The organism is Acinetobacter venetianus RAG-1 = CIP 110063 (assembly GCF_000368585.1).
Classification (GTDB): domain Bacteria; phylum Pseudomonadota; class Gammaproteobacteria; order Pseudomonadales; family Moraxellaceae; genus Acinetobacter; species Acinetobacter venetianus.
Genome location: NZ_KB849558.1, coordinates 1,497,643 through 1,521,016, shown reverse-complemented (window position 1 = coordinate 1,521,016; position 23,374 = coordinate 1,497,643). Strand labels below are relative to the sequence as shown.

General features: G+C 38.0%; 23 protein-coding genes. 12 read left to right on the top strand and 11 right to left on the bottom strand.

Annotation, left to right across the window (positions count from 1 at the left end; genetic code table 11):
- Positions 1-15: 15 nt before the first annotated feature.
- Positions 16-681: a ribonuclease T gene (gene rnt / locus F959_RS12750; protein ID WP_026094137.1), complete on the bottom strand. Its 666-nt coding sequence runs from the start codon at positions 679-681 to the stop codon at positions 16-18.
- Positions 666-1,700 (bottom strand): dihydroorotase, encoded by a 1,035-nt coding sequence (gene pyrC / locus F959_RS12745; protein ID WP_004880787.1) that lies wholly within the window; start codon positions 1,698-1,700, stop codon positions 666-668. The genes rnt and pyrC overlap by 16 nt, the downstream gene beginning before the upstream one ends.
- A 162-nt stretch (positions 1,701-1,862) precedes the next feature.
- Here pyrC and F959_RS12740 point away from each other — a divergent pair, with 162 nt between their 5' ends.
- Entirely contained in the window at positions 1,863-3,125 is a 1,263-nt protein-coding gene (locus F959_RS12740; RefSeq protein WP_004880786.1) for a GGDEF domain-containing protein, read from the top strand.
- Between the two features lie 51 nt (positions 3,126-3,176).
- On the opposite strand, the gene F959_RS12735 is transcribed toward F959_RS12740, so the two are convergent.
- A complete protein-coding gene (locus F959_RS12735) occupies positions 3,177-4,403 on the bottom strand; it encodes a L,D-transpeptidase family protein (protein WP_004880784.1) in 1,227 nt (408 codons plus the stop codon).
- 194 nt (positions 4,404-4,597) lie between these two features.
- Here F959_RS12735 and hemE point away from each other — a divergent pair, with 194 nt between their 5' ends.
- From hemE to F959_RS12715, 4 genes are all read left to right on the top strand, one after another.
- Positions 4,598-5,671, top strand: coding sequence for a uroporphyrinogen decarboxylase (gene hemE, locus F959_RS12730; RefSeq protein WP_004880783.1), 1,074 nt, complete (start codon positions 4,598-4,600; stop codon positions 5,669-5,671).
- A 41-nt stretch (positions 5,672-5,712) separates the two neighbouring features.
- Positions 5,713-6,507, top strand: coding sequence for a DUF817 family protein (locus F959_RS12725; protein ID WP_004880781.1), 795 nt, complete (start codon positions 5,713-5,715; stop codon positions 6,505-6,507).
- A gap of 179 nt (positions 6,508-6,686) precedes the next feature.
- Positions 6,687-7,157, top strand: coding sequence for a DUF3015 family protein (locus F959_RS12720; protein WP_004880780.1), 471 nt, complete (start codon positions 6,687-6,689; stop codon positions 7,155-7,157).
- A 151-nt stretch (positions 7,158-7,308) separates the two neighbouring features.
- Positions 7,309-9,189: an Lnb N-terminal periplasmic domain-containing protein gene (locus F959_RS12715; protein WP_004880777.1), complete on the top strand. Its 1,881-nt coding sequence runs from the start codon at positions 7,309-7,311 to the stop codon at positions 9,187-9,189.
- 100 nt (positions 9,190-9,289) lie between these two features.
- Here the strand turns inward: F959_RS12715 and F959_RS12710 are convergent, their stop codons facing one another.
- The 5 genes from F959_RS12710 to trpD form a co-directional block, all read right to left on the bottom strand.
- Positions 9,290-9,655, bottom strand: a complete 366-nt coding sequence (locus F959_RS12710; protein ID WP_004880776.1) for a cupin domain-containing protein — start codon at positions 9,653-9,655, stop codon at positions 9,290-9,292.
- Positions 9,656-9,806: 151 nt separating this feature from the next.
- Positions 9,807-10,355: a GTP cyclohydrolase I FolE gene (gene folE / locus F959_RS12705; protein WP_019384954.1), complete on the bottom strand. Its 549-nt coding sequence runs from the start codon at positions 10,353-10,355 to the stop codon at positions 9,807-9,809.
- A 90-nt stretch (positions 10,356-10,445) separates the two neighbouring features.
- Positions 10,446-11,135, bottom strand: coding sequence for a Smr/MutS family protein (locus F959_RS12700; RefSeq protein WP_004880771.1), 690 nt, complete (start codon positions 11,133-11,135; stop codon positions 10,446-10,448).
- A gap of 378 nt (positions 11,136-11,513) precedes the next feature.
- The gene (gene trpC, locus F959_RS12695) at positions 11,514-12,320 is read right to left on the bottom strand and encodes an indole-3-glycerol phosphate synthase TrpC (RefSeq protein WP_004880769.1); all 807 of its coding nucleotides are present in this window, start codon (positions 12,318-12,320) and stop codon (positions 11,514-11,516) included.
- Positions 12,321-12,329: 9 nt separating this feature from the next.
- Positions 12,330-13,379 (bottom strand): anthranilate phosphoribosyltransferase, encoded by a 1,050-nt coding sequence (gene trpD, locus F959_RS12690; protein ID WP_042863458.1) that lies wholly within the window; start codon positions 13,377-13,379, stop codon positions 12,330-12,332.
- Positions 13,380-13,642: 263 nt separating this feature from the next.
- Here trpD and F959_RS12685 point away from each other — a divergent pair, with 263 nt between their 5' ends.
- Positions 13,643-14,437, top strand: a complete 795-nt coding sequence (locus F959_RS12685; RefSeq protein ID WP_004880766.1) for an MOSC domain-containing protein — start codon at positions 13,643-13,645, stop codon at positions 14,435-14,437.
- 76 nt (positions 14,438-14,513) lie between these two features.
- Here the strand turns inward: F959_RS12685 and F959_RS12680 are convergent, their stop codons facing one another.
- Both F959_RS12680 and F959_RS12675 read right to left on the bottom strand, forming a co-directional pair.
- Entirely contained in the window at positions 14,514-15,875 is a 1,362-nt protein-coding gene (locus F959_RS12680; protein ID WP_004880763.1) for an L-cystine transporter, read from the bottom strand.
- 332 nt (positions 15,876-16,207) lie between these two features.
- On the bottom strand, positions 16,208-16,792 hold the full coding sequence (locus F959_RS12675; protein ID WP_004880761.1) for an anthranilate synthase component II: 585 nt from the start codon (positions 16,790-16,792) through the stop codon (positions 16,208-16,210).
- Between the two features lie 610 nt (positions 16,793-17,402).
- Here F959_RS12675 and glnA point away from each other — a divergent pair.
- The 6 genes from glnA (at position 17,403) to F959_RS12645 (ending at position 22,868) form a co-directional block, all read left to right on the top strand.
- A complete protein-coding gene (gene glnA, locus F959_RS12670; RefSeq protein WP_171054769.1) occupies positions 17,403-18,818 on the top strand; it encodes a type I glutamate--ammonia ligase in 1,416 nt (471 codons plus the stop codon).
- A gap of 139 nt (positions 18,819-18,957) precedes the next feature.
- Positions 18,958-19,443: a hypothetical protein gene (locus F959_RS12665; RefSeq protein ID WP_004880756.1), complete on the top strand. Its 486-nt coding sequence runs from the start codon at positions 18,958-18,960 to the stop codon at positions 19,441-19,443.
- Between the two features lie 160 nt (positions 19,444-19,603).
- Entirely contained in the window at positions 19,604-20,095 is a 492-nt protein-coding gene (locus F959_RS12660; RefSeq protein ID WP_004880753.1) for a chorismate--pyruvate lyase family protein, read from the top strand.
- A 15-nt stretch (positions 20,096-20,110) separates the two neighbouring features.
- Complete coding sequence (gene ubiA / locus F959_RS12655) at positions 20,111-20,992, top strand: 4-hydroxybenzoate octaprenyltransferase (protein WP_004880749.1); 882 nt, start codon at positions 20,111-20,113, stop codon at positions 20,990-20,992.
- 111 nt (positions 20,993-21,103) lie between these two features.
- Positions 21,104-22,549 (top strand): alpha/beta hydrolase, encoded by a 1,446-nt coding sequence (locus F959_RS12650; RefSeq protein ID WP_004880746.1) that lies wholly within the window; start codon positions 21,104-21,106, stop codon positions 22,547-22,549.
- A gap of 109 nt (positions 22,550-22,658) precedes the next feature.
- On the top strand, positions 22,659-22,868 hold the full coding sequence (locus F959_RS12645) for a hypothetical protein (RefSeq protein WP_004880744.1): 210 nt from the start codon (positions 22,659-22,661) through the stop codon (positions 22,866-22,868).
- A gap of 13 nt (positions 22,869-22,881) precedes the next feature.
- Here F959_RS12645 and F959_RS12640 read toward each other — a convergent pair whose 3' ends face one another.
- On the bottom strand, positions 22,882-23,322 hold the full coding sequence (locus tag F959_RS12640) for a DUF2726 domain-containing protein (RefSeq protein ID WP_004880743.1): 441 nt from the start codon (positions 23,320-23,322) through the stop codon (positions 22,882-22,884).
- Positions 23,323-23,374: the final 52 nt, after the last annotated feature.

The following is a 23,374-nucleotide window of genomic DNA, read 5'->3' as shown; positions in this document are numbered from 1 at the left end:
TGAGGTGGGTGTATATTAGGGTTCTGTCACCAAAGTGTCAAGAAGGTGAGGAGACAGTTTGTTCAAAATATAGCAAAACAGTTCAGCTGTCTTCTGCGTATCATACAAAGCAGAGTGCGCTTCTTTACCATCGAACTCAATACCAGCTTGAATACATGCACGAGCTAATACGGTTTGACCAAACATCACTGCACTCAGCGTCACTGTATCAAAGACTGAAAAGCTGTGAAATGGATTCTGATTTTTTGTACCAGAACGTGCAATCGCAGCTTGTAAGAAACCCAAGTCAAAGTGAGCATTGTGACCCACTAATACCGCATGCGTACAATGCTGGGCCTTACGAACTTCATTCAATGACTTAAATATACGGCGTAATGCTGTTCGCTCATCTTCAGCCATTGCGATTCGCATTGGGTTAGATGGATCGATACCAATAAAATCTAAAGAACGACGATCTAAATTTGCGCCTTCAAATGGATTGATATGTGCATGGAATGAAGGGCCTGGAACAAATTGTCCTTGTTCATCATAGACAATCGGAATACAAGCAATTTCGAGTAAAGCATCGGTTTGCGAATTGAAACCTGCTGTTTCAACATCGACAACAACAGGTAAAAATCCACGAAAACGCTGACCAATGACAGGAGCTTTGTTTTCTTCTTGGGTCACACTTTTCTCCATTGCAGTGTTTTACCTGCATGAAGTGGAATAATTTTTTGACCATCAAGATAGTCAAGCGATTCGGCTACAGTATTTTCTTCTTTAACTAAAGTAATCGTAGACGTATTACGTGGTAAACCATAGAAGTCTGCACCAAACATGCTTGCAAAACCTTCTAAGCGTTCAATTTTACCCACTTGATCAAATGCTTGTGCATAAAGCTCAATTGCATTTGGTGCGCTATAACAGCCTGCACAACCGCATGCATTTTCTTTGGCATTTTGCGAATGTGGCGCACTATCTGTACCCAAGAAGAATTTTGGATTACCACTTGTTGCAACTTCCAACAACGTCGTTTGATGCGTTTGACGTTTTAAAATTGGCAGGCAGTAGAAATGCGGTTTAACACCACCGACCAATAAATCATTACGATTGAAAAGTAAATGTTGCGGTGTGATTGTTGCAGCAACATTACGATCTTGTTCAAGAACAAAGTTAGCTGCGTCACTGGTTGTAATATGTTCTAAAACAACTTTTAGTTTTGGAAATTGCTTTAACAGTGGAGATAAAATTTCATCAAGGAAGCGTTTTTCACGATCGAAAATATCGACATGATTATGAGTGACTTCACCATGCAAGAGTAATGGAACTTGATGTTCTTCTAATTGCTCGATGACGGCATATACTTTACGAATATCACTCACGCCATTATCCGAATTGGTTGTTGCGCCAGCAGGATAAAGTTTGATGGCATTAACAAATTCAGATTCTTTAATTTTACGAACTTCATCAGGTGAGGTGAAGTCAGTAAAGTAAAGTACCATGCGAGGATCGAAATGAAGACCTTCAGGTACGTGAGTTAGAATACGTTCACGGTAAGCTAAAGCTTCTTCTACCGTTTTTACAGGTGGAACTAGATTTGGCATACAGATTGCGCGCGCAAATTGTTTAGCTAAATCAGGTACAGTACGCTCTAAGGCTAAACCATCACGCAGGTGGGCGTGCCAATCATCTGGTTGTAAAAGGGTAATCGTGTTCAAGGTGCACTTCAAACTTAAAAATAATACAAATAATAATGCATAAAGTGTGAAAATGGTAACTACAATTACGGATAAGTGGTTAATCAAAGTGCACGACAAAATGACAAATTGTGTTATTTTTATGCGGCACAAGAATACAGCATTATAAGAAGAGTTAGAGGGATGGAAAATCAGTATGATCTTGAACAGTTAAGGCGGTCGAAAGAAGAGTTAGAGCAGCTTGTTTTTCAACATTTTAAAGGGAAGAAAACACAAAAGACTTTACCGTCTCAACTAGAAAATGAGTTCTGGCAATTTAATATTGATAGAACGCGGATTAATGCAATCCAATTTTTTGGTCAGGGTGTGATTACTTATACGATTTTTGTTCTCCTCATATTGCCTTCAAACTTTCTAGTTATCCGTTCTAGTCCCAATTTTATTGCCGATTTTGTTTATAGTATTTTGAGCCTGCTCATAGTAGGCGGTGCATTATTTTTATTTTGGGTATTTGCTCGTTTTCGCAGGCTCAATAAACTATTTTATCCTGCCGTTTGTTGCATCGTATTTTCTACGATCGTTTTTCCATCGTTATTTATGATGAGTATCACCAATGTTGTCCTGCAAAATCAGGCAATGGTGATGATTGCCTTTTTATATATGTTGGGATTTATCCTAAGTGGTATCCGACCTACACATATGTTATGGCTAGGATCAGTCGCTGCTATTGGTATTTTATTGTCTTTATATTTACTAGAAATACCCTGCGATTTTTTAATGTTGGGGCGGACATTTATTGGCAGTTTACTTTTAGGTTTTTCTATTAGTGTGATGCTGACATCTAAAGAACGGAAGTTGTTTTTAAAAACTAAAATTTCAGAAATAGATGAAAGGATTTTGCGTTTACAGGCTTCTGAATTACTTCATTTAAGCCAGCATGATGAACTAACCAAAGTGTCAAATCGACGTACTTTCGAAGAGATGTTTAGTTATTATTATGACTTGGCATGTCGTGAAACCAAGTCAATGTCTGTGCTTTTTATCGATATCGATTATTTTAAAAACTATAACGATTTCTATGGTCATCAGATGGGTGATCAAGTGATTTCTGCTATTGCGAAAACAATTAAAAGTTCCATTCGACATATGGACTTTATTGCACGCTATGGTGGAGAAGAGTTTGTTGTTTTATTGCCTGAAACATCGGCACAAGGTGCCTATGCCGTTGCAACCAATATCTACAAAGCCATTGATCGACTTATGATTCCACATGAAAAATCTTTAGTATCCAATCATGTGACCATCAGTTTAGGAATTACAGTATTTAATGGCAATCCTAAAATTAGCCAAGATGTCTTGATTCATACTGCTGACAAAGCGTTGTATCGCGCTAAACAATTGGGCCGTAATCAGATTTATTATCAACCCTTACCGATCGTGGAATAAAAAAACCGAATATAATTTATATTCGGTTTTTACTTCACTCGATTGTCAAAATCATTCTAAGAATTTAACCGTGACACCTGAACGGACTTTAGCACCTAAATCATTTGCATCCCAGTTGGTTAAACGGATACAACCATGTGATGCAGTCTTAGAAATTAAAGATGGGTTTGGTGTGCCATGAATACCAAATGATTTTTTACTTAAACCAATCCAGATATTGCCGACTGGAGCATTTGGACCAGGTGGTAGCGAGAGAGGTTTAAGATTCTTACCTTGTACAAAGTTAGAAGGTGAATAGCTATACCAAGGGTTTTTAGCAACACCTGTGACTTTATAAGTTCCTGTTGGTGAAGGTGTATCTGTGCTGCCAATCGTTGCAGGAAATGAGGCGATCATTTGGTTTTGGCTGTTGAACAAATAAAGCTGTCTAGCGCCTTTGTGTGCAACGATTAAGTGAATGTCCTCAGGTAAATCGTTACGAACATTCGCAACAACGATTTTTTCACCCACTTTTTTAAAGTTCGCGCGAGGGTTAAGTTGTTTTAGGAAATTTTCATCCATATGGAATTTTTCGCCTAACATTTCTGTTACGCGAGTGTAATAAAGACCTTTCATTTTTGCTTGTAAAGCATAGTCAGAAGGAATTGAATCTGCATATGGTCCTTTTAGGTCATCTTCAGTAATGGTGTATTCAACATAAGCAGGTTTAGTCTGTTTTGCGACTAATGCATCCCATGTTTCTTTGGTCAACTCACCTGTTGGTGTAATGCCATTCATTTGTTGGAATGAAGCAATCGCTTTTAAGGTGTTTTTACCACTTGAACCATCAATCGCACCTGGTGAAGCGTGCGCATTATTTAGCATAACATGGGCGCGGGCATAGGCTGGATGCTTACCTCTTGGTAAACCTTCAGGCCATTCTGCATTATTAATCGCATCCATTTTCCATGACGTTGGAATTTCTGGTGGTAAAGCTGCTGCTGTAGTCTCTGGAGCTTTGTCTAGGTTCTGAGATACGACAGATGCAGTATTTACTTGTGGCTGTGAAGCTGGTTGAGCCACAACAGCAGAAGCTGGGCTTGTATTCATCACAGGTTGTGAAGCTGGTTGAGCTACAACACTTGATGCTGCACGATCAATTGCCAAAGGATCTATTGGATCTTGGACTGGTGCTGAGATTATTTTTGGATTTAAAGGTTGCTCAGTTGTTGGAGCAGCGAAAGCAACATTAGCAATAATACAACTTAAACTCATAGCGAGTAATGAGCGAACAAACATGTAATTCAACCTTAAGAATTATTCATATTGAGATATAAGATGTTGCAAGTATTACAGAAAATAAGCTGAGTTGCAGTAGCTGTTTTGTGTCAAAGCGAAATTTTTAGCCCAAGGCAGATTTTTTGTATGGAATTATAATTTCTAGGCTAACTTTGCTATCATGCGCGCTACATGAAAGAATTTAGAGATTGGTAATGACAACGTTGAAAAATGATCGTTTTTTACGAGCTTTATTACGTGAACCTGTTGATACAACACCCGTGTGGATGATGCGTCAGGCAGGTCGTTACTTACCAGAATATCGTGAAACTCGTGCTCAAGCAGGTGATTTCCTTTCTTTGTGTAAAAATACTGATTTTGCTTGCGAAGTGACTTTACAGCCATTACGCCGTTATGAACTTGATGCCGCAATTCTTTTTTCAGATATTTTAACAGTTCCTGATGCTTTAGGTTTAGGTTTGTATTTTGAAACAGGCGAAGGGCCAAAGTTTCATAAAACAGTCCGTACTGAACAAGATGTTGCAAATTTGCCTAAGTTAAATGCGAAGTCGGATCTAGCATATGTCATGAATGCAGTTTCGACCATTCGATCTGCTTTAAATGGTCAAGTACCTTTAATTGGTTTTTCTGGAAGCCCTTGGACACTTGCAACATATATGGTTGAAGGTAGTTCAAGTAAAGAGTTCCGTTTTACGAAGAATATGATGTATGCACAGCCAGAAGTATTGCATGCGTTATTGGATCATCTTGCAGATTCCGTTATTGATTATCTGAATGCACAAATTGATGCTGGTGCACAAGCAATCCAAATTTTTGATAGCTGGGGTGGTGCATTAGCACATCGAGAATATGTTGAATTTTCACTCAATTATATGAAGAAAATTATCGCAGGTCTTCAACGTGAAAAAGATGGTCGTCGTATTCCAATTATTGTCTTTACCAAAGGTGGTGGACAATGGCTAGAAGCGATGGTGGGTACTGGTGCAGATGCTTTTGGGGTGGATTGGACCACGCCATTATATACAGCGAGAGATGTGATTGCTGGTCGCGCAGCATTACAAGGCAATCTCGATCCAGCAGTACTGTATGGTTCAGCAGCATCCATTGAAAAATCAGTAAAAGCAATGCTCGATGATGCTTATGCGAATGGCGAAAAAACAGGTTATGTTGCTAACTTGGGGCATGGTATTACGCAATGGGTTGATCCTGCTCAGCCGAAAATCTTTGTTGATACCGTTCATGAATATAGTGCGAAATATTTAGGTTGATTTAAAAACTCTAATCAATATCTGATGTTAGGATCAATCTTGTGCAGTTGATTGTTTTACCGCTACATTTTATCGCTAAGGCAGCTTCGGCTGCCTTATTTGGATTATTACTTTTAATTGCTTTTGCATTAACAGCACCGATGGGAAGTAATGAGTATTTTGGTTTCTTCCGTTATGATTATCTGCTTTTTTATGCTTTGATCATTCAAGCTTGCCTGATCTATTTGAAGCTCGAGTCATGGGCAGAAGCAAAAGTCATTGCTTTGTTTCATATCATGGCGATGGGGATGGAGATTTTTCTCACACATCCAGCAATTGCTTCTTGGCAGTATCCGCAACCTGCTGTATTTAAATTACTTACAGTGCCACTTTTTGCTGGGTTTATGTATTCGGCTGTAGGTAGCTTTTTTGCGAGATCTCTTAGATTATACCAAGTTGCATTTGAGCACTTACCAAGATTCAGTAATATGCTGTGCCTCGCTGTTTTATCTTATTTAAATTTCATGACTAAGTTTTTTATTCCAGATATTCGTATTGCATTATTTATCTGGAGTATCATCATTTTTTGGAAAACAAAACTACATTTTCAGCTTCAACAAAAGCATTTTAAAATTCCAATGTTACCTGTTTTATTATTATTGGCTTTCTTGATTTGGATCGCAGAAAATATTAGTACATTTTATAAAATATGGTTGTATCCAAGCCAAGTTGATGCATGGCATATGGTGGGATGGGGCAAGTTAGGTTCATGGTATTTATTATTACTATTAAGTCTGGTATTGGTACTTAAAATTCTAGGTAATCGCAATGAAGGTGGAAAGTGGCAGTTAAAATAAACTGTATTTTTAGATGAATATGGTGATTACAAAGCTCGGTTTATAAATATTTCAACTTTATTTCAAAATCTATTTGCTAAAAAGGAATAACCTCGTTATTTTAATTCTTGTGTAAAAATTTTGCACATTAAAATAGTGATAAAGAATAGTTAAAATAATTGATACTGGAGATCTTTCCTATGTTAAAAAAAATTGCATTGGCCGCTTTATTGGCAGCTGGTTCAACTGTAGCAATGGCTGATAATGATGTTGGTTGTGGTGTTGGTACACAAGTTTGGGCAGGTAAAAAGGGTGTTGCACCTAAAATTCTTGCTGCAACAACTAACGGTATTTTTACAAACCAATTATTAGGGATCACTTTTGGTACTTTAGGATGCCGTCAAGGTGGTACAGTGACTGCTCAAGTGGTGACATTTACCAATGAAAATGCGGAAGCTCTAGCGCGTGATATGGCTGTTGGTCAAGGTGAAAGCTTGAATGTTCTTGCTGAGCTTATGCAGATTAAAGCTCAAGATAAAGCACGCTTCTTCGCAGTTTCAAAAGCGAACTTTGCTGAAATTTACTCAAGCAAAAATCAAAATACACTTCAAGTTTTAGACTCTTTACAAAGCGTTATGGCAAAAGATACTGTATTGAAAGCTTATGTCTAATCTTTGATACTTTGAAACCCTGTCACTTGGCAGGGTTTTCTTATATTCGATAGATTGCTTCGATCATTTTATTGGTTTGCAATAAAAAGCTGATGGATGAGAGAAGTGATTTGTTGTCAGATTGATAATTCTTAAAAATGTTTGTTGCTGAATGAAATTTGTTACTTGTATTGTCGCTTCTATATTATGTCAAGCTGCTTATGCTGTAGCTCCATCTGATATTCAAAACTATATAAATCTCGCTGAACAAAAAAGATTGGATCAAGACATGACGTGGCAACGATTGATGTATGCTGATCAATCACGAACAAGTGAGGTGAATTATGACGGCTATTTTTATGCAATTGATGGTAAAACCAATATAAAAAATGAGCTTCATGCAGATATTCAAGCTTTGTTTCAACAAACTGAAAATAATCAGTCTATTCGCTGTAAATTCCCTGCACGTAGCCGCTGGTTGATCGAACAGTTACAAATCCCAGCTCAACAACTTTCAAATGTGAACTGTGATGAGTTTGATGCATGGATTAATCAGATCAAGCCATATAAAGCAACCTTGATTTATGCAACTGACTTTATGGGCAATCCAAGTTCGATGTTTGGGCATACGCTTTTGCGATTAGACCCCAAAGATCAGAAACAACTTAATTTAGTGAATTATGCTGTGAATTATGCTGCCACTGTAAATAGTCAAGATAACTGGTCATATGCTTGGAAAGGGCTAACTGGACAGTATCCTGGTGAATATTCTTTGATGCCTTATTATCGAAAAGTCAAAGAATATGGTGATTTTGAAAGTCGTGATTTGTGGGAATATGAACTCAACTTAACTCCTGAGGAAACACGCTTCTTGGTGGAACATATTTGGGAAATGCAGCATGTGAGTTTTCCTTATTATTTTGTCAGTGATAACTGTGCTTATCGATTGTTAGGACTGATTGATTTGGTTCGACCAGAGCTAAATTTAAAAAAACAGTTTAATTATGCTGCGATTCCAATTGAGACATTAAAAGCAGTTGATGATCAGAACTTAGTGAACGATGTCGTTTATCGTCCAGCACTTGAAACTCAATTGCTTTCACAGGCGAAGCAACATGGGACACATTTGGCTAAAGTTGCGCATAAAATTGCTTTGCTATCATCAGATCAATTTCAACCTGTTTTAAGTGCTTACAATATTCAAGATCAAGCCAAAATTTTAGAGATGGCGTATGATGATTTATATTTGCAATTTATTAGTCGAACAGTTGAAACAGAAGTTGCTCAACCGCGATTACGACAATTATTAGCATTGCGAAGTCAAATAGAAGTTGATAAACAACGTCAAGCACCGACTCGACCGAAGATGCAACCTGTTGAAGGACACCATGCGCGTAATATCTCAGTAAATACAGGAGAATTACAAGGCAAGGCGTTTGTTGAGTTAGGACATCGCCAAGCCTACCATGATTTGATTGATCCTCAAGGTGGCTATCGCCTAGGTACACAGCTTTTGTTTTTAGATGGAAGTGTTCAATATCGAGATGATCAACTCAAACTTGAGCATTTGGACTTACTTTCGGTGAATTCTTATAATCCGATTCAACCCTTTAAATCACCAATTAGCTGGGGCTTTAATTTTGGCTGGAAACAAGAAGCAGTTCACGGTGGACAATTTAGTGAAGATCAGCAGCATGGTGTAATGAACTTAAATATACAGGCGGGTTATAGTTTGGCAGATTATGATCGCCGTCATCTATGTTACGTCCAGTTACAGAGTCATGTGCAAGGTGGAAAAAACTTAGATAAAGGTTGGCGTATTGGCGCAGGGCCAACAGTAGGTTGTATGAATCGATGGACAGGTCGAATCAATAGTGTCTTACAAGTTGAATTGCCGTATTGGCAAGATCAAAATCAGTGGAATCTGAAACTGGGTTCTCAATTTCAATATAGTTTTGACTCAAATAATGCCATGCGATTGAGTTGGGACTTTGAGCAACAAGATCATAAGGAGTGGAATAAAGTCGGTTTAGGTTATATTCGTTTTTTCTAGATATTAGACTTCTCTTAGAGAGTTCATCGTTTCTAATGGACTGTGTTCATAAGGGGTAATAAAGAAGCCTAATCATGTTCTATTTAAATAAAAGAGAATATCAAGCCTCAACCACGACATAATATTTCTTTACAGCCTCAACGACTTCAAATGTACCGACAAAAGCAGGTGGAATGATACCCGCTTGACCTGCTGATATTTCAACAAAAGACTTGTTGTCAGTATCATGCAAGCGAACAATTCCTTCGATGACTTGGAAAAACTCTTGTTTGTTGTCAGCAAATACAATATTCCACGCACCCACTTCACATTGCCAAATGCCACAACTCATATTGGGATGTTCATAGAGGCTGTGTGTCAAACGTTGCGGATTACCTTTTACGAGTCGATCAGGTCGAGGATAGTCTATCGCTGCATTCGTCTGCTCTAAACTAGATGGATCGAGTAATAATGCTGTAGCTGTCATATTTCATGATGGGCGTGTTTAAATTAAGCTAATTATAAAGCATCTTTATACGTCTCAGTTAAGCTTACTAAAATGACAAAATGAATTTGATTAAGAAAAATTAGAAATAAAAAAAGCCTCAATTGAATTGAGGCTTTAAGTACCATATTGCTTAGTAGCTTTCTGGCACAGCACTTAAAAATTCACGACGGGCATCTTTATCAGTCTTAAAATCACCAACAAAAGAAACGGTACGAGTCGTAGATTCTTGTTTACCTACGCCACGCATCATCATGCACATATGCGCTGAATCAATCACCACTGCAACGCCACGTGCTTTCGTTACATCAGCAACAGCTTCGGCAATTTGCTGGGTTAGATTTTCTTGAATCTGTAAGCGGCGAGCAAACATTTCTGTAATACGGGCAAATTTAGATAGACCTAAAACTTGACCTTCTGGTAAATAAGCAATGTGTACACGACCATAAAAAGGGAGCAGGTGGTGTTCACAAAGTGAATAAAATTCAATATTTTTAACCAATACCATTTCATGGTTATCGGATGGGAAAACCGCACTATTTGTAACTTCTTCAAGCGTTTTACTATAACCAGAAGTTAAAAAAGAAAAAGCTTTAGCCGCACGCATAGGCGTATCTTTGAGGCCTGGGCGATTCAAATCTTCACCAACGGCAGTTAAGATGTTTGCGTACGATTGCTGCATAGACATAACAATGTTCACTTAGGTGGGTTGAACAAAACGGGAATTGTATCAGAAAACGATTCAAAAACTTACTTTTGAGTCAAATGCCGATTATTGTTTGTACTTTGGATTCTTTTCTGCTCGTTTTAATAGGACTAAAACAGCACCAGTGCCGCCTTGATTTTCAGGCGCACTGACAAAAGCAAGAACATCGCGATGTTGTCTGAGCCAGCCATTTACATAGGTTTTTAAAATTGCTTCTGGGCCTTTACCATGAACAATTTTAATGACGTTTTGATTTTCATCTTTGGCCATTTGAATGATTTGTAAAACTGCAGCGCGCGCTTGTTCAACTGTACAACCATGCAAATCGACTGCTTCGAACCAACGAATTTTACCAGCTTTCAAATCTTCAAATACTTTGTGTTGTAGGGTCGCAATGCGATAGCTCAATGCTGCTTGACTGGCAACAGGATTTAAAATGGCTTGCGTATCTGAAATTTCAGTAAGTTCTTGCTCAGAACCACCTTCTGCAGCAGCGCGCTTTGCTAAAGTTTGGGCATCGACTTTTTTACTACGCATAACTTTGGTATCGGCAATATTTTTATTGTCGATCGGTTTGACCCCAAGAAGGGCTTTTTTAAAAAGTTCTGTATCTTCCAATTCTTCAGCTGCAGCTTGCGCCTTTTTTGATTCGGCTTGCTTCGCAATCGCGCTGGATTGTGGATTAGAGATTTGCTTTTTAAAGGCTTTCAGTAAATTAAACTGATCTTTAGAAAGCGAAGAATCATGTTTACTCATAATGTTAGAAAAATAGGCAAGATACGAGAGAAGTGTAAAATTATAGTCTGAATCCGTGATGATTTGAACTGAATTGCATTCATGCGATCTTTGATAGGAGGGGTGAATAATTAGCGATAAATAACAATTCATTTTCTAAAATAAAAATCGTAGTTTATATTGATGGCTTATATAGTCTATATTTTATAGAACGTTCACCACTCAATATAACTTCACCCTCTAATTGAAATTCCCATAAATAAATTCCTTTTAAATTTTTTCTTGTTGGAGGGAGTAAAATAGTAACTGATTCGAAGCCCATATTATTTTTTCAATAAAATAAATGAGGCATAAAAAAAGCCCAATGATAAAGAATTGGGCTTTTAATCTATTTTGAATTTAAACCTGTTTTGGCTGACCAAACAATTCACCAAATGCCACATCAGGCCTAGGCTGTTTCATAAAGCTCTCGCCAACAAGGAACGTATGAATATCATTGGCTTGCATCATTGCAACATCGTCAGGTGTGGCAATACCACTTTCAGTGACTAACAAGCGAGATGCAGGGAGTAATTTTTTCAAACGAATGGATGTCTCTAAATCAACATCAAAGGTTTTAAGATTACGGTTGTTTACGCCTAAAATACATTGTTCAGAAAGTTTTAAAGCACGTTCTAATTCATATTCATCATGTACTTCAACCAATACATCTAATTGATGTTCAAATGCGGTTTTAGACATTTCTTCTAATTGTTGATCGGACAAGCAAGCCACGATTAATAAAATACAATCTGCTTGTAATGCACGTGCTTCGACAACATTGTAAGGATCAACTAAGAAATCTTTACGCAAAGCAGGTAAGGCACAATGTTGACGTGCAATGGCAATATTTTCATCTGTACCTTGGAAGAAATCTACATCTGTTAGAACAGAAAGACACGCTGCACCAGCTTGTTCGTACTGTTGAGCAATTTCAGCAGGATTAAAGTCTGCACGAATCACGCCTTTAGATGGAGAGGCTTTTTTAATTTCAGCAATCACAGCAGGACGTTTGTGTTGTAAGGCATTGGCGAAACCACGTACAGGTGTCGCTGCTTTTGCCCATTCTTCAACATCATGCAGGTTACGTTGTTTTAAACGTGCTGCAAGTTCCTCATGTTTACGGTCAACAATTTTACCGAGAATGGTATTTTGAATATTGATCATGAGAAGTCCTTAGTCTGCTTGATATTGTTTCAATGTTTTGGTGAATTCAGCCAAGATACTCATTTTTTCAGTGGCTTGACCACCATAAAGAATATCTTGAGCAAGTTCAACAGCTTGTTTGTAGGTACTAGTAATGCCTGCAACATAAATGCCTGCACCTGCGTTCAGTGCAATCATATTGGCAGCTTTTTCGCCAATCTCTGATTTATCTCGACCGAGTGCATCTTTAATCAGTTTTAAGCTTTCTTCAGAACTATTGACTGTTAGGCCTGATAGAGTTTGAGATTGAATACCAACATCATCTGGACTTAGTGTCCATTCCGTAATTTCGCCATTCTTTAGTTCTGCGACAGCCGTCGGCGCAGCAAGACTAATTTCATCCAAACCATCTTTAGAATGCACAACCAGTACATGTTCTGCACCAAGTTGTTTTAGTACTTCTGCAATTGGGCGGCAAAGTTCATCTGAGAACACACCAATGACAAAACGGTTGACACCAGCAGGGTTGGTGAGTGGTCCTAATAAATTAAAAATACTACGAATACCTAACTCACGACGTGGTGCAACCGCATATTTCATTGCTTTGTGGTGATTAGGTGCAAATAGAAAACCTACACCAATTTCACGTATGCAACGTTCAGTTTGCTGCATATCGAGATCAAGTTGGATACCCATTTGCTCAAGCACATCAGAAGAGCCCGATTTGCTTGAAACACCACGATTACCATGTTTAGCAATTGTTGCACCAGCAGCAGCGATCACAAAACTTGAGGCAGTTGAAACATTAAATAAATTTTGCCCATCACCACCCGTTCCGACGATATCGACGAGGTGTGGAATGTCGCTAACATCAATCTTAATTGCAAATTCACGCATGATACGCGCAGCAGCAGTAATTTCATCAATGCTTTCACCTTTCATACGCAGACCCATCATCAGCGCACCGATTTGAGCATCTGTCGCTTCACCTTGCATAATACTGCGCATTACATCTTCCATTTGCGGTTGGGTAAGATGAATGTTTTTAGTAATGTGATTGAGAGCCTGTTGGATATTCATAGTCATGAGTTACAGCATTATGATTAATTAAAAAATTGAGAAATAAATAGATTGATCGCAATTGGTTCGGTATGACTTGACTGTGATACATGATCTAAAAGCTAGCGAGTTATGTTATCAGAAAATAATGTAGATTTTATACGCTTTAAATAAAAACTATCTTGTGCTTCAAAATTAGACATATTGCTATATTTTTCAACTATTATAATCAGTGAATAAATAATTTCATCAATACATAATTCTGTCTTTATGGAAACAAGAATATGCAGATCAGCCAGCTTTTTAATTATCCAGTGAAGTCCTGTAAAGGAAATAAACTTTCGACAATGGAAATTGATGGTTTTGGTCCTAAATGGGATCGACGTTGGATGATTGTTGATCCTGATGGGCGGTTTATCACCCAAAGGCAAGTCGCAGAAATGGGACAAATTGGTGTTACGGTTTCATCTGATCGCGTATGCTTTGATTATCATTCAGAGAAGATCGAGCTCAGTATGATCGAAGCGCAAGGTCAGAAAGATGAGCGCTTAGTGACAGTTTGGCAGGATAAGCTTTCGGGGAATCGTATCCATCATCCTGTTAATGCTTGGTTGAGCCAAAAACTTGGACGAGAAGCACAGTTGATTTATATGCCGCAAGAGACCGTCCGCCAAGTAGATTTAGAGTACGCACAATTAGGTGATCGCGTAGGATTTGCGGATGGCTTTCCATTCTTGATTATTAGTGAAGCATCTGTTGAGTTTCTAGCTGAGAAAGTAGGTTATCCGCTAGATGTACAGCGTTTTAGACCCAATATTGTGATGTCGGGGTGTGATGCATTTGCTGAGGATCAATGGAGACAGATACAAATTGGAGATATTGTCTTTGATCTTGTTAAACAGTGTTCTCGATGTGTGATTCCAACAATTGATTTGAAAACGAGTCAAAAGCAACCAGAAATCATGCAAGCAATGCTCAAATATAGAAAACAGGGCACTAAAGTGATGATGGGACAGAATGCATTACATCGTGGAGAAGGGTGTATTACAATTGGGCAGGAAGTAAAAATTATTCGTTGAGTTTAATTCTTAGTTTTTATTAAAAGCCAATTCATTTCAATGAATTGGCTTTTGTATATGGAAATAATTAGTTTGATTAAGTTATCTCATGGTCTGGATTTCTAACACCTAATAATTGACTTGTTGCCGTACCCGCCGTCATTGAGCCATTGACGTTAAGTGCAGTACGCCCCATGTCGATTAGTGGTTCAATTGATATGAGTAAAGCCACCAAAGTCACAGGAAGCCCCATAGCTGGCAGTACGATGAGGGCCGCAAAGGTTGCACCACCGCCGACACCAGCAACACCAATAGAACTGAGCGTTACAATCACAACCAGTTGTGCAATCCAAAGTGGATCTAAAGGATTAATTCCAACAGTAGGGGCGACCATTACGGCAAGCATTGCTGGGTATAAGCCAGCACAACCATTTTGACCGATCGTTGCACCAAACGAAGCTGAGAAGCTTGCGATTCCTTCAGGTACGCCAAGCTGTTTGGTTTGTGTTTCGATGTTTAATGGAATACTTGCTGCACTGGAACGACTGGTAAAAGCAAAGGTTAAAACTGGAAATACTTTCTTGAAAAAGTTGATCGGATTAACACGAACAAATAATAAAATCAGTCCATGAACGATAAACATGATTGCAAGGCCCAAGTAGGATGCTGCAACGAATTCACCTAATTTCACAATATCAGCTAGGTTTGCGCTTGCAACCATTTTTGTCATTAATGCCAGTACACCATAAGGTGTAAACTGCATCACTAATCGAACTAAACTGATAATGAGTGCTTGTAATGCCTCAATTCCTTGTCTGATTCTTTCACCATTTACAGCATCTTTTGCCATAAGCTGTAATGCTGCAACGCCTAAGAAAGCAGAGAAAATAACGACGCTAATAATCGCTGTTGGGCGAATGCCTGTTAAATCCGCAAAAGGATTTTGTGGAAAAAGTGACAGCAATAATTGTGGAATATTGAGATCAGAAACTTGACCGATATATTGGCTTTCAATTGTGGCGAGGCGAGCGGCTTCTTTGGTTCCTTGAACAAGACCTTCAGCAGTTAAGCCGAATAGATTGGTCACGCTAATCCCGACTATGGCAGCAATTGCGGTGGTGAATAGCAAGATTCCAATGGTGAATACACTTATTTTACCAAGAGAAGTTGTTTGATGTAACTTTACAACAGCACTTAAAATCGAGATAAAAATAAGTGGCATGATCACCATTTGTAAGAGCTGAACATAGCCATTTCCGACAATATTAAACCATGCAATAGATTGTTCGATGATAGGGCTGTCACCGTAAATAGTTTTTAATGCAAGCCCAAAAACAATACCGACAACCATACCAATCAAAACTTTCTTTGAGAGGCTCCAGTCTTGGCGATAACTAAAAAATAATCCTGCTAAAAGCAAAATAAAAACGAGAATATTCAATAATACGAGAGCATTCACAATAAATGTCCTGATAGATGGCTCAGGGAGGAGGGAGAGTTATTTAAGTTATAAATTCTAGCATTTAAGCAGTTTTTGACTTAATCATTCCTACTCATAAGCTTAATCATAAAAACTAAAAAGAAGCTTCGTGTAAGTATTTTACATTACTTTAATTAGTTGAAAGATCTTTTAGTTGTTGAAATTGAATCATTATTTAAAATTTATGTGGATTATATATTTTTCTATCCATTTAATCATTTGGAGAAATAGATTTGAAAAGCAACTTTTAGATGCTCAAAATAATAACAGCCCATCGTTTAGAGGGCTGTATATTTTAAATCTAAACTGACTTATGCATAAATTTCTAAGAAATTTTTAAAGATTTGATGCCCATGTTCACTGAGAATTGATTCAGGGTGGAACTGAACACCTTCCACAGGAAGAGTTTTATGTTTTACACCCATAATTTCTTCAATTGTTCCATCTGCTTGATTGGTCCAACAGGTGACTTCTAGACAATCAGGAAGAGTCTCTTGTTCAATTACAAGTGAATGATAGCGTGTTGCAGAAAAAGGTGACGGTAAATTACTGAAAATACCTTTATCGCTATGGTACATATCTGATAATCGACCATGCATCACAGTTTTGGCGCGAATAATATTGCCACCAAAAGCTTGGCCAATAGACTGATGCCCTAAACATACGCCGAGTAGAGGAATTTTACCTGCGAAATGATTAATTGCAGGAATTGAGATACCAGCTTCAGTTGGAGAACAAGGGCCAGGGCCAATCACAAGGTATTTGGGCTGCCATCGTTCGATGTCCTCTAATGTAACTTGATCATTACGAACAACTTTTACTTCTTGATTTAACTCGCCAAAATATTGAACGATGTTGTAAGTAAATGAGTCATAATTGTCAATCATTAGAAGCATGATTATAACCTTTTGAAAATATACACTTTAATTGTGTTTTCGACTTTGTGGATTCACTCTAAATTCTAAAATTTGAAAAAACAAGAAATGATAGAATCATAGAGGAGAGTCATCATAACAAAAACAAAGAATCAATGTGAGTGAAATCGCAAGAATGAGTCTGAATGTTTATAAACTTTGTTCAGCAAAAAAACGACAAAAAATGAAGAATAAAGTTTTGTAATTGAAAGACTTGATAAAATAAACACAAAGTGAATCTAAAGTCTAAATGAATTGATTGGAATCAAGCTGAAAAGAATGATATAAAAAGCCAATTTATGCTAACAAATGATGGCGTAATTGGCACTACATTGGTTCTTTATCATGTGTTCTGCACTATTTTGGTTCATAATGTCTTTTTTGGGGACGCGCTAAAATAGAAATGTGTGAATATGGTGCATTTGCGAATATAAACATTATAGTGGACATAGGATATGGAGCTTAAAGCATTTTTTCTGTAAAGAATTTCAATGTTTTAGGTATGCTTTATAATTGTTGGTATGATAATTGCTAATTATATCCCAACAACTAACACGCACTTAACAAGTGCATATAAATTTCATTGGAGCAAATGAGCATGGCGAACAAGGTCCTTCAACTCATCAAAGAAAGTGGCGCAAAATGGGTCGATTTTCGCTTTACTGATACTAAGGGTAAAGAGCAACACGTAACTTACCCAGCTGACACGATTGATGAAGATACATTTGAAGACGGTAAAATGTTTGATGGTTCTTCAATCGCTGGTTGGAAAGGCATTGAAGCTTCTGACATGATCTTACGTCCAGATGCTGAAACAGGTTTTCTTGACCCGTTCTTTGCTGAGCCTACAGTTGTTGTAACTTGTGACGTAATTGAGCCATCTACTGGTCAAGGTTACGAGCGTGACCCACGTTCGATTGCTCGTCGTGCTGAAGAATATTTAAAATCTACAGGTATCGGTGATACTGCATTCTTTGGTCCAGAACCAGAATTCTTCGTATTTGACGAAGTAAAATGGGACATCGATATGTCTGGCGCTCGCCATACTTTAATCGCGGAAGAAGCTGCTTGGTCTACTGGTAAAGATTACGAAGCTGGTAACTCAGGCCACCGTCCACGTGTTAAAGGTGGTTACTTCCCAGTTCCTCCAGTTGATTCTCACCAAGATATGCGTGCTGAAATGTGTGCTCGTATCGAAGACATCATGGGTCCTGGCCGCGTAGAAGTGCATCACCACGAAGTTGCTTCTTGCCAATTAGAAATTGGTGTGAGCTTCAATACAATGGTTCGCAAAGCTGACGAAGTACAACAGTTCAAATATGCTGTTTGGAACGTTGCTCACCAATACGGCAAAACTGCGACATTCATGCCTAAGCCAATGGTAGGTGATAACGGTTCAGGTATGCACGTTCACATGTCTATCTCTAAAGATGGCAAGAACTTGTTTGCTGGTGATGAATATGCTGGTTTATCTGAAATGGCATTATTCTTCATTGGTGGTGTGATCAAGCACGCGCGTGCATTAAATGCGATTACGAACCCATCGACGAACTCTTATAAGCGTTTGGTTCCTCACTATGAAGCGCCAATTATGCTTGCTTACTCAGCGCGTAACCGTTCTGCGTCAATCCGTATTCCATATGTTTCTAGCCCTAAAGGCAAGCGTATCGAAGCTCGTTTCCCAGATCCAATGATGAACCCATACTTAGGTTTTGCTGCATTGTTGATGGCTGGTCTTGATGGTATCCAGAACAAGATCCACCCAGGTGAAGCGGCTGACAAGAACTTGTACGATCTTCCTCCTGAAGAAGAAGCAAAAATCCCAACAGTTGCTCACAACTTGGAAATGGCGATTGAAGCACTTCAAGCTGATCATGAGTTCTTGTTAAAAGGTGGCGTGTTCACTAAAGAAATGCTTGAAGCATATATCGAACTTAAAACTGAAGATGTACGTCGTCTTAACACGACTACTCACCCAGTTGAATTCGACATGTACTATAGCTTGTAATACATTGTTATTCAGAAAAGCTCGCTTCGGCGAGCTTTTTTTTGGCAATTGTAATGTATCTAGTTGTATCTATTTTAAAATTTTAAGACAGTTCAATTTATATTCATTGGTTGATTTATATTGACGTAGAGTGGGTAACATGAGTTTAATAGAATTAAAAACTACAGAAGAATTTGTAGAAGCGATTTCAGAGCAGGCAGTTTCTTTATCAAAGATTCAGTTCTCTGAGGATTTTAAAAAGCTATTTCTGTTTTATGTGGAAACGTTTAAAGATCAGATAAATAGTATGGATTGGGATTTTCTTTCTATAGAGTTCTGGTTTGATTCTGGTCAGTTGATTCTTTATCCTGAAAGCTTTGAGTATGAAAGGCTTGATCCTTATATGTGCTTAGTTTTTCAATATTATCAAATATATTTTGATCAATTGATTACCCAAAATATAAGTGATGAAGTCCTTGAAGAAGAAAGTATAGAGATAAAACAGAAAGTTATTGATTGTGTAAATGGGGTGCTAAATGAATTATCAACTTATATTCTTACAGAGTTAAATAGAAAAAAGATTTATTTAAAATACTTTGGTGTTACAAAGGAATTTGTCTTTAAAGAAGAGGTTTTGGGGTTATAGTTTTTTGAAATTAATTTTCTAATTTTCACTGTTCTATATAATGTTTAGATTCTTTTTGTGATATCTGTGGAGACATGTACCTGCTTGACTGATCAATAAATCCTACATTTTTTTAAAGAAATTCATGTAAACTAAACGCGATGTTTTTAGTGAGCAACGCATGCGAAATTTACGACCAAACAGAATAAAGGGTAAAGAGATCCCAGCTGAATTAAAAAAATGGTTGTATGCGTCAGGTTCATTAACACAGCAACTCACCGATTTGGGTGGTGGTGAGTTTCATGTAGAACGAATAAAAGAACATTATCAACGTCTAACTTTTACGGACAGCCAGTGGATGCGGATGCCTTATCAGCATATCGCATGGGTAAGAGAGACCAATCTTTATGGTAGTGAGTCCGAAGCTTGGGTAAAAGCCAAAAGTATTTTTCCGATTCTAAGTTTGCAAAAAAAAGCGCGTATATTTAAGCATATCGGGAACAAACCGATTGGGTGGTTCTTATTTCAGCGTACAGAGCCTAAGTGTGAGCGACGTGTGATCTATCTTGCCGAGGGTTGGACTAGGCAAAGTTGTTATACGTGGCACGGTTGTAAATTTATTGTGCAAGAAACTTTCTTGCCTGCTTTTGAACAGTTTATTCGACAGCATTGACTCTAAGGATTCTTCATGGAAACAGTGCAACATATCTCTTGGCGGCAGCGTTTAGAAGCTTATTACTATTTATGTCGTTTTGATAAACCAATTGGTACAGAACTGGTTTTGTGGCCGACAATGTGGGCATTATGGATTGCTTCAAAGGGTATTCCTGATTTAAAAGTACTTGTAATCATGATTTTAGGCTGTTTTTTTATGCGAGCAGCTGGTTGTGCAATTAATGATTTTGCTGACCGAAAAGTTGATGCCCATGTTGAACGGACTAAGAGTCGCCCTTTAGCAACAGGTGTGATCAAGGCAAGAGAAGCTGTATTCGTATTTTTGGGCTTAGTTATAGCAAGCGCATGCTTATTATTTTTCTTACCGATTGAAACGTTTTATTGGTCATTCGGCGCGCTATTTTTAGCCTTTATTTATCCTTTTATGAAACGCTATACGAATCTGCCACAAGTGTTTTTAGGTGCGGCATTTTCGTGGTCAATCCCTATGGCTTATGTAGCAGTAGGGAAAACACCTGATTTGACATGTTGGTTATTATATTTTGGTAATTTAGCGTGGACTGTTGCCTACGATACTCAATATGCAATTACTGATCGTGAATACGATTTAAAAATTGGTGTGAAATCTACCGCAATTTTGTTTGGGCGATTTGATATTCAAATTATAGGATTGCTGCAAATTGTTAGTTTATGCTTAATAGGTACTGCACTATATTTAGAAAATCTTTTGCTGCCATTTGGGTTAATCGCATTGATATTCGTAGGATTAGATTTTATTTATCAAGCAATAAAAACCAAAGAGCGTGATCCGCAAATCTGTTTTTGGGCATTCCGTCACAATCGATGGGTTGGAATGATTATTTTTGCAGGAATTTTTTTAGAATTAATATCTTAATCTGACTGATTAGTTGAAAAGTGTCCTATACAAGGGCACTTTTTTTATGTATTAATAACAGTGCATGTAGTTTCATGCTTAAAAAAAAGACAAAGACTAAAAGGATATTTTATGAAACGGTCAAAAATTGCATTGGCAATGACGTTCTCAATTTCAGCACTGTTTTTATCAGCATGTAATGATAATGGAGATGACAATAAGCGTGCTGATTCCGACAAGACATATTTGTATGAAAGTAACTATGCTAAGGACAGTATAGATAATGCTTCTTCGATCAAAGTCATGACCTACAATATGACGAATGTTCAAGGGAAAACAGCAGAAGCTACGGCAATGGTCATATTTCCAAAAGCGATCCAGCCGAAAGATGGTTATAGAGTTGTTGTTTGGGAGCATGGAACGGTTGGGGTGGGTGATAGCTGTGCACCAAGTAATAATCTAATTAATCCTCGATTTAGAATCCTGGCAGATAGTTTGTTGGCGGCGGGTTATGTGATCGTTGCTCCTGATTATGAAGGTTTAGGGACATCTGGGGTTCACCCATATTTAAACTTATCTAGTGAGGCGAAGTCTGCACTTGCTGCGGTTAAAGCTGTAAAAGATCATTATGGCACACAGTTGAACGGTGAATGGATGTCGATTGGCCAATCACAAGGTGGTCATGCTTCATTGGGTACGGCAGAGTTTGCTAATGCGGATGTGAGTTATAAAGGGGCAGTAGCAGGCGCACCAGCATCAAGTTTAGGGACTATTATCCAAATTTATATTGATCCGCAATTTAATCTTGATACGAATGGTCAACCTAAGCCTGTAAGTAAACTCGATGAGAGCTTGTTACAAGTGCGTTATGCAGTTGCAAATAACCTTCTTACACCTGCACAAGGTCAAGCAAAAATTGAAGAAATAGCAGATGGTTATGCTGAATTGTTAGCTTATGCTGCTTTAGCAAGTGCGGGGATCAAAGCAGAGCAACCAAACTATGATTTGAAAACAATTTTTACATCAGGTGCGGCTGATATTGCTGAGTTAGCTTATGGGCGTAATGGTGATGATGGGGCTTGTTTGAGTTATTCGGGTGAGGATGCTGCAAATGGTTTACATGAGAAATTCAAAGCAGGCATTGTTGCTTACTTAGTCGATCCAACACATCAACTGTCAGGATACGGTATTGATCTGACGAAGTTTAAAACAGATCCTGTTGTGCAAGAGTTTTTAAAATCAACTCAGCCGGCAACAAATGCCACAGCTGAAAAGGTAATTAAAACCCCTGTATTGATGCTTCAGGGAGAGAAAGATCAAGCTGTACTCCCCGTGGTGACACAAAGTATGTTTGCCAACATGAAAGCGAAGGCTTTACAGTTCTTCCCACAAGCAGGTTATGAAAATGGTTATGAGTTGAAGATTGTTCCGAATGCGACTCATACTCAAGCAATCATTTGTGAAAATGCCAAAGCTGTAGATTTTATTCAAGCCAATATGTCTGCGGGTACAGGTATTGTTTTAACTGATGCGCAAAAAGATGCAAGTCAAAGTCCTCACTGTACGGGAATATTTTAAACCGACAAAAACTGTGATTTTAATTTTAAGCAAGGAGTCTCTTTATAGAGGCTCTTTTTTTGTTATATTGTTGCACTCTATTAAGGCCTAATTTGAGACAGAATCCTTTATGAGTCAGAACGCTGCAGAAAAGAGACGTATTCCTTGGTTGTTAATGAGTTTGGGTTTACTCATTCCGATTTTTATTGTGGGTATGGCATTTCTGGCTGCAAAAAGTGATGCTGAAACTAAGCGTAAATATGACCAGCAACATGCCGAAATTGCTAAAAAATTTGAACAGCAGAAAAATGCTGAGCAAGTTGCTGACAATCAGCCATAAAGAAAGACCAAATTCAGCGAATATCCATCTGTAGCTGCTTTACAGATGGAATTTGTGTATATCGTTGTACGTAATAACCTGCTTCTTTTAGCATTTGATCTCTTTGTTGGTCTTCTAGCTCTTTACCTATATGACTTGGGTCATCTAGTTCAACAATCGCAATAACCTTCATCTCTCTATCTAACACCACAAAATCAGTCACTTTTCGATTGAACTTATTTCTTAACTTATAATGATCACTTGTTATGAGTGCGCTAAATGCAACCTGAGCCAATACATGATCATTAGGAAAAGCTTGTTGTAATCGTAGAAACATTTGTGATTCAAATGAGGTAATAACGGGTCGTGCGAAGAATTTTTGTTTTCTAAAGAAAGCGGGTAGGCAGCTATATAAAAGAAGTGCTGTACTGATACATCCAATAAGGATGAAAATAATTTGGCTGGATTGAAACATATTCTTATTAAGCTGTGAATAAAAAACCCACTCATGAAGAGTGGGTTTTTAG

Bases quoted from the DNA above. Each gene is read 5' to 3' on its own strand.
- trpC (WP_004880769.1), bottom strand. From the start codon at position 12,320: ATGATCAATATTCAAAATACCATTCTCGGTAAAATTGTTGACCGTAAA.
- F959_RS12735 (WP_004880784.1), bottom strand. From the start codon at position 4,403: ATGTTTGTTCGCTCATTACTCGCTATGAGTTTAAGTTGTATTATTGCT.
- F959_RS12700 (WP_004880771.1), bottom strand. From the start codon at position 11,135: ATGAGTAAACATGATTCTTCGCTTTCTAAAGATCAGTTTAATTTACTG.
- F959_RS12740 (WP_004880786.1), top strand. From the start codon at position 1,863: ATGGAAAATCAGTATGATCTTGAACAGTTAAGGCGGTCGAAAGAAGAG.
- hemE (WP_004880783.1), top strand. From the start codon at position 4,598: ATGACAACGTTGAAAAATGATCGTTTTTTACGAGCTTTATTACGTGAA.
- F959_RS12715 (WP_004880777.1), top strand. From the start codon at position 7,309: ATGAAATTTGTTACTTGTATTGTCGCTTCTATATTATGTCAAGCTGCT.
- ubiA (WP_004880749.1), top strand. From the start codon at position 20,111: ATGGAAACAGTGCAACATATCTCTTGGCGGCAGCGTTTAGAAGCTTAT.
- F959_RS12720 (WP_004880780.1), top strand. From the start codon at position 6,687: ATGTTAAAAAAAATTGCATTGGCCGCTTTATTGGCAGCTGGTTCAACT.
- F959_RS12640 (WP_004880743.1), bottom strand. From the start codon at position 23,322: ATGTTTCAATCCAGCCAAATTATTTTCATCCTTATTGGATGTATCAGT.
- F959_RS12685 (WP_004880766.1), top strand. From the start codon at position 13,643: ATGCAGATCAGCCAGCTTTTTAATTATCCAGTGAAGTCCTGTAAAGGA.
- F959_RS12675 (WP_004880761.1), bottom strand. From the start codon at position 16,792: ATGCTTCTAATGATTGACAATTATGACTCATTTACTTACAACATCGTT.
- trpD (WP_042863458.1), bottom strand. From the start codon at position 13,379: ATGAATATCCAACAGGCTCTCAATCACATTACTAAAAACATTCATCTT.
- glnA (WP_171054769.1), top strand. From the start codon at position 17,403: ATGAGCATGGCGAACAAGGTCCTTCAACTCATCAAAGAAAGTGGCGCA.
- F959_RS12660 (WP_004880753.1), top strand. From the start codon at position 19,604: ATGCGAAATTTACGACCAAACAGAATAAAGGGTAAAGAGATCCCAGCT.
- F959_RS12645 (WP_004880744.1), top strand. From the start codon at position 22,659: ATGAGTCAGAACGCTGCAGAAAAGAGACGTATTCCTTGGTTGTTAATG.
- F959_RS12665 (WP_004880756.1), top strand. From the start codon at position 18,958: ATGAGTTTAATAGAATTAAAAACTACAGAAGAATTTGTAGAAGCGATT.
- rnt (WP_026094137.1), bottom strand. From the start codon at position 681: ATGGAGAAAAGTGTGACCCAAGAAGAAAACAAAGCTCCTGTCATTGGT.
- folE (WP_019384954.1), bottom strand. From the start codon at position 10,355: ATGCAGCAATCGTACGCAAACATCTTAACTGCCGTTGGTGAAGATTTG.
- F959_RS12650 (WP_004880746.1), top strand. From the start codon at position 21,104: ATGAAACGGTCAAAAATTGCATTGGCAATGACGTTCTCAATTTCAGCA.
- F959_RS12710 (WP_004880776.1), bottom strand. From the start codon at position 9,655: ATGACAGCTACAGCATTATTACTCGATCCATCTAGTTTAGAGCAGACG.